The sequence below is a fragment of the Mesorhizobium sp. B4-1-4 genome, assembly GCF_006439395.2.
Lineage (GTDB): Bacteria > Pseudomonadota > Alphaproteobacteria > Rhizobiales > Rhizobiaceae > Mesorhizobium.
Map to the genome: position 1 here is coordinate 838,967 of NZ_CP083950.1, position 16,161 is coordinate 855,127.

11 protein-coding genes and 1 tRNA gene are annotated in these 16,161 nt (G+C 63.4%); 6 read left to right on the plus strand and 6 right to left on the minus strand.

Features of this window, described 5'->3' with window-relative positions; all coding sequences use genetic code 11:
- The first annotated feature begins 58 nt into the window (after positions 1–58).
- The gene (gene smc, locus FJW03_RS03865) at positions 59–3,517 is read left to right on the plus strand and encodes a chromosome segregation protein SMC (protein ID WP_140761366.1); all 3,459 of its coding nucleotides are present in this window, start codon (positions 59–61) and stop codon (positions 3,515–3,517) included.
- A 59-nt stretch (positions 3,518–3,576) separates the two neighbouring features.
- Here smc and FJW03_RS03870 read toward each other — a convergent pair whose 3' ends face one another.
- The 3 genes from FJW03_RS03870 to FJW03_RS03880 form a co-directional block, all read right to left on the minus strand.
- On the minus strand, positions 3,577–5,667 hold the full coding sequence (locus FJW03_RS03870) for an O-antigen ligase family protein (RefSeq protein ID WP_140761363.1): 2,091 nt from the start codon (positions 5,665–5,667) through the stop codon (positions 3,577–3,579).
- Positions 5,668–5,871: 204 nt separating this feature from the next.
- Positions 5,872–5,946 (minus strand) — tRNA-Gln (locus tag FJW03_RS03875).
- 129 nt (positions 5,947–6,075) lie between these two features.
- On the minus strand, positions 6,076–6,402 hold the full coding sequence (locus FJW03_RS03880; protein ID WP_140761360.1) for a VOC family protein: 327 nt from the start codon (positions 6,400–6,402) through the stop codon (positions 6,076–6,078).
- A gap of 223 nt (positions 6,403–6,625) precedes the next feature.
- Here FJW03_RS03880 and ppdK point away from each other — a divergent pair, with 223 nt between their 5' ends.
- The 3 genes from ppdK (at position 6,626) to FJW03_RS03895 (ending at position 11,422) form a co-directional block, all read left to right on the plus strand.
- Complete coding sequence (gene ppdK, locus FJW03_RS03885) at positions 6,626–9,304, plus strand: pyruvate, phosphate dikinase (RefSeq protein WP_140761357.1); 2,679 nt, start codon at positions 6,626–6,628, stop codon at positions 9,302–9,304.
- 129 nt (positions 9,305–9,433) lie between these two features.
- Positions 9,434–10,537, plus strand: a complete 1,104-nt coding sequence (locus FJW03_RS03890; RefSeq protein WP_140610052.1) for a glycosyltransferase family 9 protein — start codon at positions 9,434–9,436, stop codon at positions 10,535–10,537.
- Positions 10,538–10,681: 144 nt separating this feature from the next.
- On the plus strand, positions 10,682–11,422 hold the full coding sequence (locus FJW03_RS03895) for a polysaccharide deacetylase family protein (protein ID WP_140761354.1): 741 nt from the start codon (positions 10,682–10,684) through the stop codon (positions 11,420–11,422).
- A 53-nt stretch (positions 11,423–11,475) separates the two neighbouring features.
- On the opposite strand, the gene FJW03_RS03900 is transcribed toward FJW03_RS03895, so the two are convergent.
- Together FJW03_RS03900 and FJW03_RS03905 are read right to left on the minus strand one after the other, a co-directional pair.
- Entirely contained in the window at positions 11,476–11,865 is a 390-nt protein-coding gene (locus tag FJW03_RS03900) for a DUF427 domain-containing protein (RefSeq protein WP_140610050.1), read from the minus strand.
- A 123-nt stretch (positions 11,866–11,988) separates the two neighbouring features.
- Positions 11,989–12,345 carry a hypothetical protein gene (locus FJW03_RS03905; RefSeq protein WP_140610049.1) on the minus strand — a complete coding sequence of 119 codons (357 nt, stop codon included), beginning with the start codon at positions 12,343–12,345 and terminating at the stop codon, positions 11,989–11,991.
- Between the two features lie 321 nt (positions 12,346–12,666).
- On the opposite strand from FJW03_RS03905, the gene FJW03_RS03910 reads away from it, so the two are divergent.
- Together FJW03_RS03910 and FJW03_RS03915 are read left to right on the plus strand one after the other, a co-directional pair.
- The gene (locus tag FJW03_RS03910; protein ID WP_140761351.1) at positions 12,667–14,295 is read left to right on the plus strand and encodes a fatty-acid--CoA ligase; all 1,629 of its coding nucleotides are present in this window, start codon (positions 12,667–12,669) and stop codon (positions 14,293–14,295) included.
- A gap of 80 nt (positions 14,296–14,375) precedes the next feature.
- On the plus strand, positions 14,376–15,161 hold the full coding sequence (locus FJW03_RS03915; RefSeq protein WP_140610047.1) for a DUF1499 domain-containing protein: 786 nt from the start codon (positions 14,376–14,378) through the stop codon (positions 15,159–15,161).
- Between the two features lie 60 nt (positions 15,162–15,221).
- On the opposite strand, the gene FJW03_RS03920 is transcribed toward FJW03_RS03915, so the two are convergent.
- Positions 15,222–16,130: an MBL fold metallo-hydrolase gene (locus tag FJW03_RS03920; RefSeq protein ID WP_140610046.1), complete on the minus strand. Its 909-nt coding sequence runs from the start codon at positions 16,128–16,130 to the stop codon at positions 15,222–15,224.
- Positions 16,131–16,161 lie beyond the last annotated feature (31 nt).

Sequence of the window (16,161 nt, forward strand, 5' to 3'; positions counted from 1 at the left end):
TCGGCTCAGCGCTGAGGCGGCGGCGTTTCGGCGCGGCCCGCCTTTATGAGGCGCGTGAATGAAGTTTTCGCGCCTTCGCCTGCTCGGTTTCAAGTCCTTCGTCGAACCCGGCGAGTTCGTGATCGAACGCGGCCTGACGGGTATTGTCGGGCCGAACGGTTGCGGCAAGTCGAACCTCGTCGAGGCGTTGCGCTGGGTGATGGGCGAAAGCTCCTACAAGAACATGCGCGCGTCCGGCATGGACGACGTGATCTTTTCCGGTTCGGGCACGCGGCCCGCACGCAACACCGCCGAAGTCACGCTGTTCCTCGACAACAGCGATCGCTCGGCGCCGGCCGCCTTCAACGATGCCGACGAGTTGCAGGTGTCACGCCGCATCGAACGCGAGGCAGGCTCGCTTTACCGGATCAACGGCAAGGAAGCGCGCGCCAAGGACGTGCAGCTTCTGTTTGCCGACCAGTCGACCGGCGCGCGCTCGCCGTCAATGGTCGGGCAGGGCCGTATCGGCGAATTGATCCAGGCCAAGCCACAGGCGCGCCGCGCACTTCTCGAAGAGGCCGCCGGCATTTCCGGCCTGCATACCCGCCGCCACGAGGCGGAATTGCGGCTGAAGGCTGCGGAACAGAATCTCGAACGCCTGGACGATGTCGTCGGTGAACTGGAAAGCCAGATCGAAAGCCTGAAACGCCAGGCGCGCCAGGCTTCCCGCTTCAAGAACCTGTCGGCCGATATCCGCAAGGCCGAAGCGACGCTGCTGCATCTGCGCTGGACATTGGCCAAGACTCAGGAAGGCGAGGCGCGCTCGGCGCTGGCGAACGCCACGGCACTTGTCGGCGACCGCGCCGCCGCGCAGATGAACGCCGCCAAGGAACAAGGCATCAGCGCACATCGTCTGCCTGAGCTGCGCGACGCGGAAGCCGCCGCTGCCGCCGCCTTCCAGCGCTTGTCGATCGCCAGGTCGCAGATCGAGGAGGAAGCCGGCCGCATCCGTGCTCGCCAGACGGAGATCGAGCGCCGGTTGCAGCAGCTCGACGGCGACATCGCCCGCGAGGAGCGGATGGTGCGCGACAATGCCGATGTTCTCGAACGCCTGCGCACCGAAGAAGCCACGCTGAATTCCGAAAACGCCGGCGCCGCCGAGCGCGAGGCCAACACCCGCGCGGCATTCGAACAGGCCGCATCGACGCTTGCACGAAGCGAAGCCACGCTTGCCGCGCTGACCGCCGAACGGGCCGAGGCCGCCGCTTCGCGCCATCAGATCGAACGGACGCTGCGCGAAACCGCCGAGCGCCGCGACCGCTTTGCCCGCCAACTCGCCGAGGTCGACCGCGAATTGTCGGATATCCTCTCGAAGGTAGCCGGCCTGCCGGATCCTGCCGAGAAGCGGATATTGGTCGAACAGGCCGTCGCGCTGCTGGAAGAAGCCGAGGCCGCGGTGGCGCAGGCCGAGCAGTCGGTCATCGATGCCCGTGCCGCCGAAAGTGCCGCTCGCCCACCGTTGCAGGACGCCCGGGCCGAACTGGCGCGGATCGAGACCGAAGCCCGGACGCTGGCCAAGATCCTGAACGCGGCCAGCGGCGATCTCTTTCCTTCGGTGCTGGAGCAGATCAGCGTCGAGCGCGGCTTCGAGACGGCGCTGGGTGCGGCCCTTGGCGAAGACCTGGACGTGCCGCTCGACCGCAGCGCGCCGGCGCATTGGGGCGAAAGCCAGATCCAGCCTGGCGACGCTGCCCTGCCGGAAGGGACCAGAAGCCTCGCCAGCGTGGTTCGCGCCCCGGCGCAGCTTGCCCGCCGCCTGGCGCAGATCGGCATCGTCGAAGCCGCCGATGGCCGTCGGCTGCAGGCGCTGCTCGCGCCCGGCCAGAGACTGGTCAGCCGCGAAGGCGCGCTCTGGCGCTGGGACGGCCTTACCGCCAGTGCCGATGCGCCGACGGCCGCGGCTCAGCGGCTGGCGCAGAAGAACCGGCTTGCCGAACTCGATGCCGAGGCGGTGCAGGCGACGCTCACCCTGCGTCAGGCCGAGGAGGTGCTGGTGCAGGCTGAACAGGCGCTTCGCCAGGCAAGCGAGGCCGAGCGCAACACGCGTCAGGCCGGGCGTGACGCCCAGCACCGACTGGACGCCGCCCGCAATGCGCTGGCCCAAGCCGAGAAAGCCGGCGGCGAGCTGTCGAGCCGGCGCGCGGCTTTGGACGAGGCGCGTGCCCGCATCGTCGACAGCCATGAGGAGACCTCGGCGGCGTTCGTCGAGGCCGAAATGCTGCTGCAGGATGCACCCGATCTCGGCGACCTGCAATTGCAGCTCGAACAGTCCTCGGCCAATGTCTCCCGCGACCGCGCCACGCTTGCCGACGCGCGTGCCGTCCATGAAGGCTTGCGGCGCGAAGCCGAGGCACGCACGCGTCGGCTGGACGCCATCGGCGCCGAACGCAGCAACTGGCTGGTGCGCGCCGAAAACGCATCGACGCAGATCGCCTCACTCGGCGAACGCAAGGCCGAGGCCGAGGCTGAGCGCGAGCGGCTGGCCGATGCGCCAGACGAGATCGATGCCAAGCGGCGCGCCTTGCTGTCGCAACTCACCGAGGCCGAGACCTTGCGCAAGGCGGCCGCCGACCGGCTGCAGGAAGCGGAAAACAGGCAGGCCGAGTTGGACAAGGCGGCCACAGGGGCCATCCAGTCATTGGCCGAGGCACGCGAGACCCGCGCCCGCGCCGAGGAACGGCTGACGGCGGCCGACGAGCGCCGGCTGGAGATCGAGGCGCGCATTCAGGAAACGCTGAACACGCCCCCACATCTCGTCATTCGCCACACCGGGCTGGAAGTCGACGATCCAATGCCTGAAATGGCCGAGATTGAACGCCAGCTCGATCGGTTGAAGATCGAGCGCGAACGGCTCGGCGCCGTCAATTTGCGCGCCGAGGAAGAGCAGAAGGAGCTTTCCGACCGGCTGGAGACCATAGTTTCGGAGCGCGAGGACATCATTGAGGCGATCCGCAAGCTCAGACAAGCGATCCAGAGCCTCAACCGCGAGGGCCGCGAGCGGCTTCTCGCCGCTTTCGATGTGGTCAACAGCCACTTCCAGCGGCTGTTCTCGCATTTGTTCGGCGGCGGCACGGCGGAATTGCAGCTGATCGAATCCGAGGATCCGCTAGAGGCGGGGCTGGAAATCCTTGCCCGCCCGCCCGGCAAGAAGCCGCAGACCATGACGCTGCTGTCGGGCGGCGAGCAGGCGCTGACGGCGATGTCGCTGATCTTCGCCGTGTTCCTGACCAACCCGGCGCCGATCTGCGTGCTCGACGAAGTCGACGCGCCGCTCGACGACCACAATGTCGAACGCTTCTGCAATCTCATGGATGAGATGGCCAAGACCACCGAGACTCGCTTCGTCATCATCACCCACAATCCGATCACCATGGCACGCATGGACCGGCTGTTTGGTGTGACCATGGCCGAGCAGGGTGTCAGCCAGCTCGTTTCGGTGGACCTGCAGGCCGCTGAAGCCATGCGCGAGGCAAGCTGAGCCGCCGGCCATAGGTCTTGCGCGACGTGCCGGCTGGCCGGTCGGGGGCGCGGCTTGGTTCAGACATAGGTCTTCGGCTCGACAAGATTCTTCATCTGGCGAAGGTAGAAACAATAGAAGCCGAATGCCGCGGCGAACCACATGAAGGCCTCGCCCATGGCCAGCCGATTGTTCGAATTGCTGAGGATGGTGATGGCGAAGAAGACCAGCGTCGAGATGTAGCACGACCATGCGGCAGGAGCGATGAGCTTGGCCCGCATGGCCAGCAGGACCTGCCTGGACGACCACATGTAGAGAAAGGCATAGAACGCCAGCCCGACCAACCCATAGCGCACCGCTATCTCCAGATAGCCGTTGTGGAAGACGTTGAAGATATCGGGATGATAGGTCCTGTTTTGCCATTCGGTGAGCCAGCTGGAACTGGCTCCGAAGATCGGGTGGCGTTTCAAGATCTCGATCGCGTCGGCCCACAGCATCAGCCGTTCCTTGGCCGCGGCCGGCACCGTATCGCTCGCGATGGCGTGGTCGAAGGCCGATAGCATGCCATGGCTCAAAACATCAGATACCAGGGTCCTGATGAAGACCATGGTATCGCCGGCGGTGGACCAGAAGATGTCGTATGTGGCGACAACGCCGGCGGCCACGATCGCCAGCACTCCGCCCGCTATCATCAGCTCGCGGCGATGGCCTCGTGCCAGGGTCATAAGCGCCAGCAGGAGCAGGACGGGCGCGAGCGCAAGCCAGACGCCCTTCGACCGCAACGCAATGATGTTGGCCAGGGCAAATACCAGGACAGCCGCCGACAGCGCCCAGTGCAGGCTCCTGGCAGTGGTGGTCAGATCCGTTCTTTGCGCCGTGTATGCCATGAACTGCAGCGTGCAGAGGAAGAGGAAACCGGCCGCCACAGACGCGTGAATGGAATTGTTGAAAAGCCGCGGTTCCGGTCTGATGCCGTGAAGGATCTCCGAATAGCCGGTACCCGCCGCCAGGGAGACGAGACTGAGGATCATGAACCAGAGGACGAGCCGCGCTGGCTGCCTGACGAACAGCAAGAGAGAGAAGCCGGTCGTCGCATAAAACGCCGGAAACAGGTAGATGCCTTCGGCGCTGCCCAACTGGCCGGTGCCGAAATAGACGATCGCCATCCGGATGAAGACATAGGCCGACCAGCCCAGGCATAGACAGCCGACCCATCCGATCAGCGGTTTGCTGTAGGTCCACAGGTCCATCCTGAGCCAACGGGCGGCTGCAACAGCGACGAGCGCCAGCCCTGCATAACGATAGGTATCGGCCTCGCGCCAGGCCGAGGAGACCAAGGCGAGAATGGCGAGTGCCGCAAGTACCAGAATGAGGTTGTTGCGCGGCCAGTCGTCCCTGGCGTAGTCCGGGATCTCGCGCGGCAGGGGCGGTCGCAGCAGCGTGTGATGCAGGCGGCACAGCTGGTCCTTGGCCCGGAACACCGCGGCGCCCCAGCGGTGCGGCCAGGGAAACCGCGCGAATTTGTAGCTGCCGGAAGGGCCGGCTATGCCTGAGATAGCGCTGCTGGCGCCGAAGCCAAGCACGTTTTGGCGGACCGAATAGACTTTCAGGCCAGTATCCCAAAACCGTTCGAGTGCGACGTCCCACGGCACTTTCATCACCGCTAGCGCCGACAACAGGCCCTGGGCACCCTCCCGGGTCACCAGATAGGCGGCGGCCGAACCTTGCGGGCCATGCAGTGCCCGGCCGATCTCATCGCCTTCCGTCGTCACTACGGTGCGCATGAACAGGCTCATACGATGGTTAGTCAGCTTGATGACGTCGAAATCCGGCACCGCGGCGATGACGGCCTCGATGCGTCGTCTGGTGTCTTCGCCGAAGAGCACGTCGTCCTCGATGATCAGGCCGTAGGCACTGCCGCTTGCCAGGAGCGCTTCCAGCGCATGGATATGGCTGCGGTAACAGCCATACTCGCCGGGCAGGATGTCACGTCCGCTCAGTTTGCGCGCGGTTGGAAGATCGATCTCCGTCCAATCCTTTTCAGCCAGGACGCGGCCGTCGACGGCGGCAATGCGCTGCAAGGTCAGGCCGGACGTTTCGGCGCTGGCGAGCAATTCGCGCCAGCGGCCGGTCTCGCGACCGAGGTTGATGGCGAAGATAGGAAGGTTCATTAAAATTTCGGCCGATCTTATATGGAAAGAGGGAGATGTTCAAGGCGATACTGCTCAGACCATGTGCAAAGTAGCGCCCGATTTGCCGCGATTGCGTTGGTTCTACTGGATTTATGGCGTCGTGGAATTGTTAGCCAATCAGCTCAAGGGAAGATCGTGAAGATGCTCTGGTTCCCCCTGCGTCCGGAACGGATCTTGATCGTCTGGCTGGGGCGCCAGGATTCGAACCTGGGAATGTCGGTACCAAAAACCGATGCCTTACCACTTGGCGACGCCCCAATAGCCATCAGAGTCGCTTGTGCGGCGCGTTATTAGCAGAGCAGCCGAAAAGCACAATGCTTATGAGCAGTCGCGGGAACACTCAATCGACCAGCAGCGCGGTTGGCGGTAGGTGATCCACAAAACGGACTATTCGGACCACACGGCCAACTCATTGCCGGCCGGATCGACGAAATGAAAACGTCGGCCACCCGGAAACGGGAAGATCGGCTTGATGATCGTGCCGCCAGCGCTTTCCTCCAAATTCTCGCTGTAGAGCACGGGCAGCGGCTTTACCGATGCTTCCGCGGCATCGGCCTGAAAACCGCCGTCGAGGCCTTCGGCAAAGGCTGAGTAGGTCGGCCCGTAGTCGGTGAACGACCAGGCAAAGGCGGCACTGTAGAAAGCCTTCACCCGGTCCAGCGTGCCGCTGGTCGCCGGCATTTCCAGATAGTCGAGTTTTCCATTCTGTTTCATGAGGTACCTCTCGTTCCCTTTATGTTCTAGACATCGAACCGTAAGGTGGCAAGTCTTTTTGCCGCATGCCTCGGAAGGGCTTTTCTTAATCGATTGTAGCGGCCAGCCGGCTTTTCCGGCGCTTGCCTTTCGCACTGCAGCATCATATCGCTCCAAAGTCGGACACGGGCGGAACTTTCCGTTTCGCCAATCTTTCCAATCTCCTGCAACCGGAGAGCAAAGCATGACCAAATGGGTTTTCACCTTTGGCGATGGTGCGGCGGAAGGCCGTGCCGGCGACAAGAACTTGCTGGGCGGCAAGGGCGCCAATCTGGCCGAGATGTGCAGCCTGGGCCTGCCGGTGCCGCCGGGCTTCACCATTACCACCGAGGTCTGCAACGCTTATTATGCGAACGGCCGCACCTATCCCGCGGGATTGGAAGCCGATGTCGCGGTCGCGCTCGATCATATCGGCTGGCTGACCGGCCGCCGCTTCGGCGATCCGTCGAAGCTGTTGCTGGTGTCGGTGCGCTCCGGGGCCCGCGCCTCGATGCCGGGCATGATGGACACCGTGCTCAATCTCGGCCTGAACGACGAGACGGTCGAGGCGTTGGCCACCGATTCCGGCGATGCGCGCTTCGCCTATGACAGCTACCGCCGCTTCATCCAGATGTATTCCGATGTCGTCATGGGCCTCGATCACGAGGTGTTCGAGGAGATACTGGAAGACCAGAAGGCTAGCCTCGGCCACGAGCTCGACACCGAACTGACGGCGATCGAATGGCAAGGCGTGATCGCGCTCTACAAGGCCAAGGTCGAGGAAGAACTCGGCAGGCCGTTCCCGCAGAACCCGCACGAACAGCTCTGGGGCGCCATTGGTGCTGTGTTTTCAAGCTGGATGAACAACCGCGCCATCACCTACCGGCGCCTGCACGACATCCCCGAAAGCTGGGGTACGGCGGTCAACGTCCAGGCCATGGTGTTCGGCAATATGGGCGAAGCCTCCGCCACCGGTGTCGCCTTCACCCGCAATCCCTCGACCGGCGAGAAGCAGCTCTATGGCGAGTTCCTGGTGAACGCGCAGGGCGAGGATGTCGTCGCCGGCATCCGCACGCCGCAGAATATCACCGAGGCGGCCCGCATTGCCGCAGGCTCCGACAAGCCGTCGCTGCAGAAGCTGATGCCGGACGCCTTCCAGTCCTTCGTCACCATCTCCGACAGTCTGGAAAAGCACTACCGCGACATGCAGGACCTCGAATTCACCATCGAGCGCGGCAAGTTGTGGATGCTGCAGACCCGCTCCGGCAAGCGTACCGCCAAGGCCGCGCTCCGGATCGCTGTCGAGATGGCGAGGGACGGTCTGATCACGAAGGAGGAGGCCGTCGCGCGCATCGATCCTGCCTCGCTCGACCAGTTGCTGCACCCGACCATTGACCCGAAGGCCGCGCGCGATGTGATCGGCGTTGGCCTGCCGGCGTCGCCCGGAGCCGCCACCGGCGAGATCGTCTTTTCCTCCGGCGATGCCGAGGACCTCAAGACACAAGGGCGCAAGGCGATCCTGGTGCGCATCGAGACCAGTCCCGAAGATATCCACGGCATGCATGCCGCCGAGGGCATCCTGACCACGCGTGGCGGCATGACCAGCCATGCGGCGGTCGTGGCGCGCGGCATGGGCAAGCCCTGCGTCTCCGGAGCCGGCTCGCTCCGCGTCGACTACAAGGCCGGCACGCTGCTCTCGATGGGGCAGACCTTCCGCAAGGGCGATGTCATCACCATCGACGGCGGCAACGGCCAGGTGCTCAAGGGCGCCGTGGCGATGCTTCAGCCGGAATTGTCCGGTGATTTCGCCGCCATCATGGAATGGGCGGACGCGGCACGGCGCATGAAGGTGCGCACCAACGCCGAAACGCCGCTCGATGCCCGCATGGCCCGCTCCTTCGGCGCCGAGGGCATCGGGCTTTGCCGCACCGAACACATGTTCTTCGACGGCGCCCGCATCGTGGCCATGCGCGAGATGATCCTCGCCGACACCGAGAAGGACCGGCGCGCGGCCCTTGCCAAGCTTCTGCCCATGCAGCGCTCGGATTTCCTGGAGTTGTTCGAGATCATGGCCGGCCTGCCGGTGACGATCCGCTTGCTTGACCCGCCGCTGCACGAATTCCTGCCCAAGACCGAGGCCGAAATCGCCGAGGTCGCGTCCGTCATGAACGTATCGCCAGACAAGCTCCGGCAGCGCACCGAGGCCCTGCACGAATTCAACCCGATGCTCGGCCATCGCGGCTGCCGGCTGGCCGTCTCCTATCCTGAGATCGCCGAGATGCAGGCGCGCGCCATTTTCGAGGCGGCCGTCGAGGCCGGCAAGAAGGCCGGCGCGCTGGTGGTGCCTGAGATCATGGTGCCGCTGGTCGGCCTTGTGAAGGAACTCGATTACGTGAAGGCGCGCATCGATGCGGTCGCCAAAAGCGTCATGGACGAGAGCGGCGTCAAGATCGATTATCTCACGGGCACGATGATCGAACTGCCGCGCGCCGCGATCCGTGCGCATGTCATCGCCGAATCGGCCGAGTTCTTCTCCTTCGGCACCAACGACCTCACCCAGACCACCTTCGGCATCTCGCGCGACGATGCGGCTTCATTCCTGGAGACCTACCGCCAGAAGGGCATTATCGAGCAGGATCCGTTCGTCTCGCTCGATATCGACGGCGTCGGCGAACTGGTGCGCATGGCCGCGCAAAAGGGCAGGGCGACCCGGCCTCAGATCAAGCTCGGCATCTGCGGCGAACATGGCGGCGATCCAGCGTCGATCCGTTTCTGCGAGGAGGTTGGGCTCGACTACGTGTCGTGCTCGCCCTATCGCGTGCCGATCGCCAGGCTGGCGGCCGCGCAGGCTGCGGTGCAGGTGGCGAAGAAGGGGCGTGGCTAAGCCGGTCAGGCTCTATCAAAGCTTACGGTTTTGTATGAAAACTCACGCGAACGTGCTGACGGCATCGCGTAATCTCGACATTGTTCCTGCCCAATTTGCAGGCGGCCCGCCAATTGTCTTCGGAATCAGATGTTGCAGATCTCGCCCGTGCCGTTCCGCTCGATCCTGATCATTCAAACGAAGTTCATAGGTGACATCGTTCTTGCCTCGGCGCTGGCAAGGAACCTGCAACTCGAATTCCCGGATGCAAGGATCGTCTTCCTCTGTGAAGCGCAATTCGAGAACTTCGTGGTTGCGCATGGCATCGCCTCCGAGGTGGTCGCATTCAGGCGGTCCCGCATGCGCGGCACCACTCTGGAGCGCGTAAAGGAGCTTTACGCCACGGTGCGGGCGCTGCGTGGCTTCCGCTTCGACCTGACGATCGACCTGACCGATTCAAAAACCTCACGCATCATCAGTGGGCTCGTCACCGCAAAGACGCGCGTCGGCTATAATCCATCCGAAAGGCCGCTGCGGCTGCTGGAGAGGCAGCCTGCCAATGTGCTTGCCAAACCGTACGGGTTTGGCGGCCAGCATTTTGTCTATCGCTATCTTTCGCCGCTTGAAGCACTTGGGGTCGATCTGCGCGTGACCGTGCCAAGCATCCAGCCGCTGCCGTTCGAGACCGTGAAAGCCCTGACGCTTCTGGGCAAGCATCATCTTCACCCGAACGCCTTTGTCGCCGTCCATGCCGGCGCCAGTTTCAAGGGCCGGCAATGGCAGCCGGAACGGTTTGCCGAGGCGATCGACGAAATTGCAACCGACACCGGATTGGGCGTCGTCCTGGTGGGAGGGCCGGATGAACGCGAGACCGCCGCGCAGGTCCTGGCCAAGACAGCGACGCCGGTCGTCGATCTTGTCGGCACATTGTCGCTCGAGAGCCTGATGGCGGTCCTGAAACAGGCCCGGCTGTTTCTCGGCAATGAGAGCGGCCCGATGCATATGGCTGCTGCCGCGGGCACGCCGGTTGTCGGGCTGTTCGGCCTGACGCATCCTTCGCGCTGGGGACCTGTCGGTGTGCCCAGCATAGCGCTTCGGCCGCCGATGCCATGCGACTGCGTGGCCAAGGACTTGTGCCGCCGGACCGACCCCAGCAAAGCGTGTTGTGTCTGGCGCCTGGAGGTCAAGCCTGTCGTCGAAGCGGCCCGCGAGGTTCTCGCGCGCACCGAGATGAAGCGCGAAGGCGCTGTCTGAGCGGCTGTTTTCGGTAGGTTCGTTCACCAGGCTGGCGGTCAAATTGCCGCGCCAGGCATTTTTCTGCTACCCATCGTCCCGATTTCCGCCTTCATGCGGGTCTTGGGATACCGGCTTGAAATCGCCAGTCAGGAATTCGGTGTGATGCGTCAGCTGCAAGGACATCTCTGCACGATCGCCATGTCGTTGGCGGTCATATCCAGCGGCCATGCAACGCCGCTGGTCGAGCCCACGCTGCACATCAAGCCCGCGGTTAGCGGAGCGGGCCACGTCGCGCTCACGCTCGATGCCTGCGGCGGACAGACCGACACGCGGATTCTCTCGGCGCTGGTGGAAAACAAGATACCAGCCACCATTTTTGTCACCGGTATCTGGCTGAAGCGCAACGCTGCGGCCGTCGCCATCATGCGGGCACATCCGGACCTTTTCGAATTGGAAAATCACGGCGGGCGCCATATTCCGGCGGTCGACACGCCGCAGAAAATCTATGGCATACGCAGCGCCGGCAGCCCTGACGCGGTGCTCGCCGAGGTCGAATCGGGTGCCGCTGCTCTTGTCAGGACGGGTGAGCCGGCGCCGAAATGGTTCCGTGGCGCAACCGCCGAATACAGCCCCTCGGCCATCGCGATGATCCGCAAGCTCGGCTTCAAGATTGCCGGCTTCTCGATCAATGGCGATGGCGGCTCGCTGCTCGGCGCCAAGGAAGCCGCCAAGCGCATCGCCGCGGCCAAGGACGGCGACGTCATCATCGCCCACATCAACCAGCCGACCCACGCCGCCGGCGAGGGCGTGGTGCAGGGCCTCCTGGCCCTCAAGGACAGGGGCATGATCTTCGTGCGCCTCGACGATGCCGATGGCACAGGCGATCACGGCACCACCGACTGATTGCGCGTTGATATTAAGGTGATGCCGGCCTGCAAATGGCTGATGCGAAGTACTCAGCCCGGCTTGGCTTCGATGCTGACCTTGCTGGCGTAGAACGCGCCGTGGTCGCGGATATCGGTCATTTCGTCGAAAGGTTTCCGATAGGCCCACATCGCGTCCTTGCCCGCCTCGCCAGCCGGCAGCACGCTCCAATAGCTGGCATCGCCCTTGTAGGGGCAATGGGTCGAGTGTTCCGTGCCGCCCAATTTGTCGAAATCGATGTCGGCGAACGGAATGTAGAAGGCGGCCGGATAAGGCGCCTCGGTCAGCACCTTGGCCTTCGATGATGAAGCGATAACCGTATCGCCGACGCGCACCGTGACAGTGCCGACATAGGGCTCGATGGTGATGATCTTGTCGGGATTGCGCTGGAAGCCGGGTGCCGGGTTGGCGATCTTGTCCATGCTGGTTCCTCCTTGCCTGGCCTTAAGGTGTGGCGGACACAGCTGTTGCGCAAGGCCCCTTGGCATCGAACATGGCAGCCGCCAGCAGCCTAGGCGCGGCACACCAGCGCTGTCCGCTAAGGCTCAGGCGGCGGTTTTGAAGGCATCCAGCAGGCCGGCATAGGCGGCCGCGATGCCCGCCACTGGATTGCTGCTTCTCGAAACGGTCTCGACTTTCAGCGAGCCGCCGCCGGTCGGCAAGGTGAGCAGCAGGAACTGGCGATTGCCGCCGTCGCCGACGGATGCCGCCGCCACGTGCTGGCCTTCCCCTTCGTTCTGGACGCACATCTTGAACAGCAGCGTGCCGCCGACCGCTTCGAGCGCGCCGCCGACAACTTCAACAAATTCTTCTTCGGAAACAGTCTTTTCGTCTGGCACCAAATCGGCCAGGCTTTCCGCAAGTGTGCTCTCCAGGGCCTTGTCGTCAAGCTGCGCGTCCATGCGAACCTCTTTCAGCCGCCAATCGCACCCCTTTGCCCGTTAACGAAACTTAACGCGGACGATGGCCGGATTGTGGCGGATTTACTCGTGATTTCGTCCAATACGACGCCGTTTCCAACACGACGATTTTGACCCTCCTGCCATCTCGTCGGCATGAGCATTCAGGAGCCGAAGGCCCAAAACCCGTCAAAATTCAACCGGTTGCCGATTTTGCACGGGCTCAGAAAGTCGTCCGCCATGCAAGCGAGTGACTGGACAATCCTCCGGTTCGCTTCACAATGAACCAAAGCTACAATGCAAAAAACCTAGGGGAGGAACGAGATGCTGGGGCTGATGCAGGAATGGCCACTGCTGTGCCACAAGCTGATCGATAATGCTGAACGGCAGCATGGCGTGCGCGAGATCGTGTCGCGTTCGATCGAGGGGCCGATCGTGCGCACCACCTATGCCGACATCCATCGTCGTTCTCTTAAGGTGGCCCAGCGGCTGGAACGCGACGGTTATCGGTTGGGCGACCGCATCGCCACGCTGGCCTGGAACACCGCTCGCCATATCGAGGCCTGGTACGGCATCATGGGCATCGGCGCGATCTATCACACGCTCAATCCGCGCCTGTTTCCCGAGCAGATCGTCTGGATCATGAACCATGCCGAGGACAAGGCTGTCTTCGTCGACCTCACCTTCATACCGTTGCTCGAGAAGATCGTCGGCGCCATCAAATCGCTGAAAAAGGTGATCGTGCTCACCGATAATGCGCACCTGCCGAAAACCGCGTTGCCCAATGTCGTCGCTTACGAGGAGTGGCTCAACGAGGTCGATGGCGATTTCGCCTGGAAAACCTTCGACGAAGGTACTGCCGCGGGCATGTGCTACACATCTGGCACGACAGGCGATCCCAAGGGCGTTGTCTATAGTCACCGTTCGAACGTGCTGCACGCCATGATCGCGGCCATGCCCGATGCGATGGGCCTGTCGGCACGCGATACGATTCTGCCGGTGGTGCCGATGTTCCACGCCAATGCCTGGGGTCTCGGCCAGAGCGGGCCGATGATCGGCGCCAAGCTGGTCATGCCTGGCTGCAAGATGGACGGCGCCTCGATCTACGAATTGCTCGACACCGAGAAAGTGACCTTCAGCGCTGCCGTGCCGACGGTCTGGATGATGCTGCTGCAATGTCTGGAAGAAACCGGCAGGAAGCTGCCTCATCTGAACAAGGTCGTCATCGGCGGCTCGTCCTGCCCGCGCGCGATCATGACGAAATTCCAGGACAATTTCGGTGTCCAGGTCATCCATGCCTGGGGCATGACCGAGATGTCGCCGCTCGGCACGCTGTGCACCTTGAAGCCCGAATATGTCGGCCTCGAGGGAGAAGCGCGGCTCGACATCCAGGGCAAGCAGGGCTATCCGCCCTTTGGCGTCGAAATGAAGGTGACCGACGACGAGAACAACCCGCTACCCTGGGATGGCAAGACCTTTGGTCGGTTGAAGGTGCGCGGTCCGGCTGTTGCCCGCGCCTATTATGGCGGCGCGGGCACGGAGCAATTCGACGAGGACGGCTGGTTCGATACGGGAGATGTCGCTCATATCGATGCCGGCGGCTATATGCAGATCACCGATCGCGCCAAGGACGTCATCAAGTCCGGCGGCGAATGGATCTCGACCATCGAACTCGAGAATCTGGCCGTCGGCCATCCGGACGTGGCGGAAGCGGCGGCCATCGGTGTTCATCATTCGAAATGGGGCGAGCGGCCCCTGCTGGTCGTCGTCGCCAAGCCGGGCAAGGAACCGACCAAGGCTGACATTCTCGGCTTCATGGATGGCAAGCTGGCCAAATGGTGGATGCCCGATGATGTCGCTTTCGTCGGCGAAATACCGCATACCGCCACCGGCAAGATCCAGAAGATCACCTTGCGCCAGCAGTTCAGGGATTACCGCTTGCCGACGGATTGAGGGGATGTTGCGTGTTTCGGCTTCAAGCCGTCGCAAAAAGGCACTAAACCTCCGTCCGGGTAGGGACAGCGCAGAGAACAATGGTTAGCATTCTGGAACGGCAAACGTCGAAGGCTGCCGGCTGGTCGCGGCGCACGGGCGCATTTTCAGCGGTGCTTTTGCTGACCGACTTCGTCGGCCATCGCTTCGGTCTCGTCGAGACGCCCGTATTCCTGTGGGTGCTGGGCATTGTCGCGCTGCTGGCGGCGCTGGCGCTGCTTTTTGCCGGGCTGGCCTTTTCCAGGCTATGGAATTTCGGCGACCGTGGCGGCCGCGATCTGACCGTTGGCGCCTTGCTGGCCCTGCTGGTGCTTACCCCGTATGGCGTCGCTGCCTACTGGGCGACGATCTATCCGCCGCTGAGGGACATCTCGACCGATTTCGACGATCCGCCCGCGCTCGATGTCACTGACCGCACGAAGGACATGAATGTGCTGTCTCCGTCCACGCCGGGCGAGCAGACGTTGCAGACCGACAGCTATCCACTGGTCAGCGCACGCAGCTATGACCTTCCGTTCGAGACCGTCGTCAATGCCGTCGAAACCGTGCTCGACCGGCGCGGCTGGGACCTTTCGCAACCCTATCCCGACCTCGCTGGGCAGAGAGAAGTGACCATTACCGCCGTCGCCTCGAGCTTCGCGCTCGGCCTCCCGGCTGATGTGGCGATCCGCGTGACCGATAACGGCGATATGATCATCGTCGACATGCGGTCGGCTTCGCGCTACGGCCGCCATGACCTTGGCGACAATGCCGCGCGCATCACCGAGTTCCTGGCGGAACTGGACCAGGAAGTCGCCGGACAGGTCGGGGCGGCGCCAGCCGAATAGTCATTTCCCAGCTGAACTGGCCAGCGAGAAACCGGTGAGGAGAGGCCGGGCCAGGTGCACCTATCGAGCTGGCGTGAAAATGCCGTCGATGGCGGGGGCGGCGTCTGTCGAGATCATGCCGCGCGCCACCAGATCCTCGAGATGGGCAAGCACGGACAGGCCGGCCGCACCGTGCAGCCGGGGATCGGTGTCCCGGTAGATCGCCTTGACCATGTCGGGAACCGTCCGGTCGCCGGCCCTGACCCGCTCCAGTATGGCCCGCTCGCGCATCTTGCGATGCGTCTTCAGTCCGCGCATGAAACTGCGCGGCGCCGTCACCGGCCCGCCATGGCCGGGCAGCAGCAGGTGGTCGTCGCGCCTGATTAGCTTGTCCAGCGATGCCATGTAGTCTGCCATTGCCCCGTCCGGTGGCGCGACGATGGACGTCGCCCATCCCATGACATGATCGGCCGAAAACAGGATTCCGGTTCCTTCCAGCGAGAACGCCGCGTGATTGGCGGTGTGGCCGGGGGTGAGAACCGTCCGGATCGCCCAGCCGTCGCCGGCGACGATCGCATCGTCCGGCAGCGGGATGTCGGGAAGGAAGGCCATGTCGGCGCTGGCATCGAGCGCATTGGTCTCGCCAATGTGCAACGGCCTTGCTGGCCGGTGCGGTCCCTCAGCGAGCACCGTGGCGCCGGTGCGCTCTTTCAGCCGGGCCGCCAGCGGAGAATGGTCGCGATGCGTGTGGCTGACGAAGATATGGCTGACCGGCCTGCCGGCGATCACGTCGAGCAGGGTCTGAAGATGCGCATCGTCATCGGGACCCGGATCGATCACCCCCAGCGTCTCGCGCCCCACGATATAGCTGTTGGTGCCATAAAAGGTGAAGGGGCTCGGGTTTCGGGCCGTGACGCGCTGCACGTCAGGCGCCACGTTCGCGCCCTGGCCGTAGTTGGGATCGAAGCTGGTATCGAATTTGAGGGCCATGTCGCCACATTGTTCCTGGAATGGCAAAAGC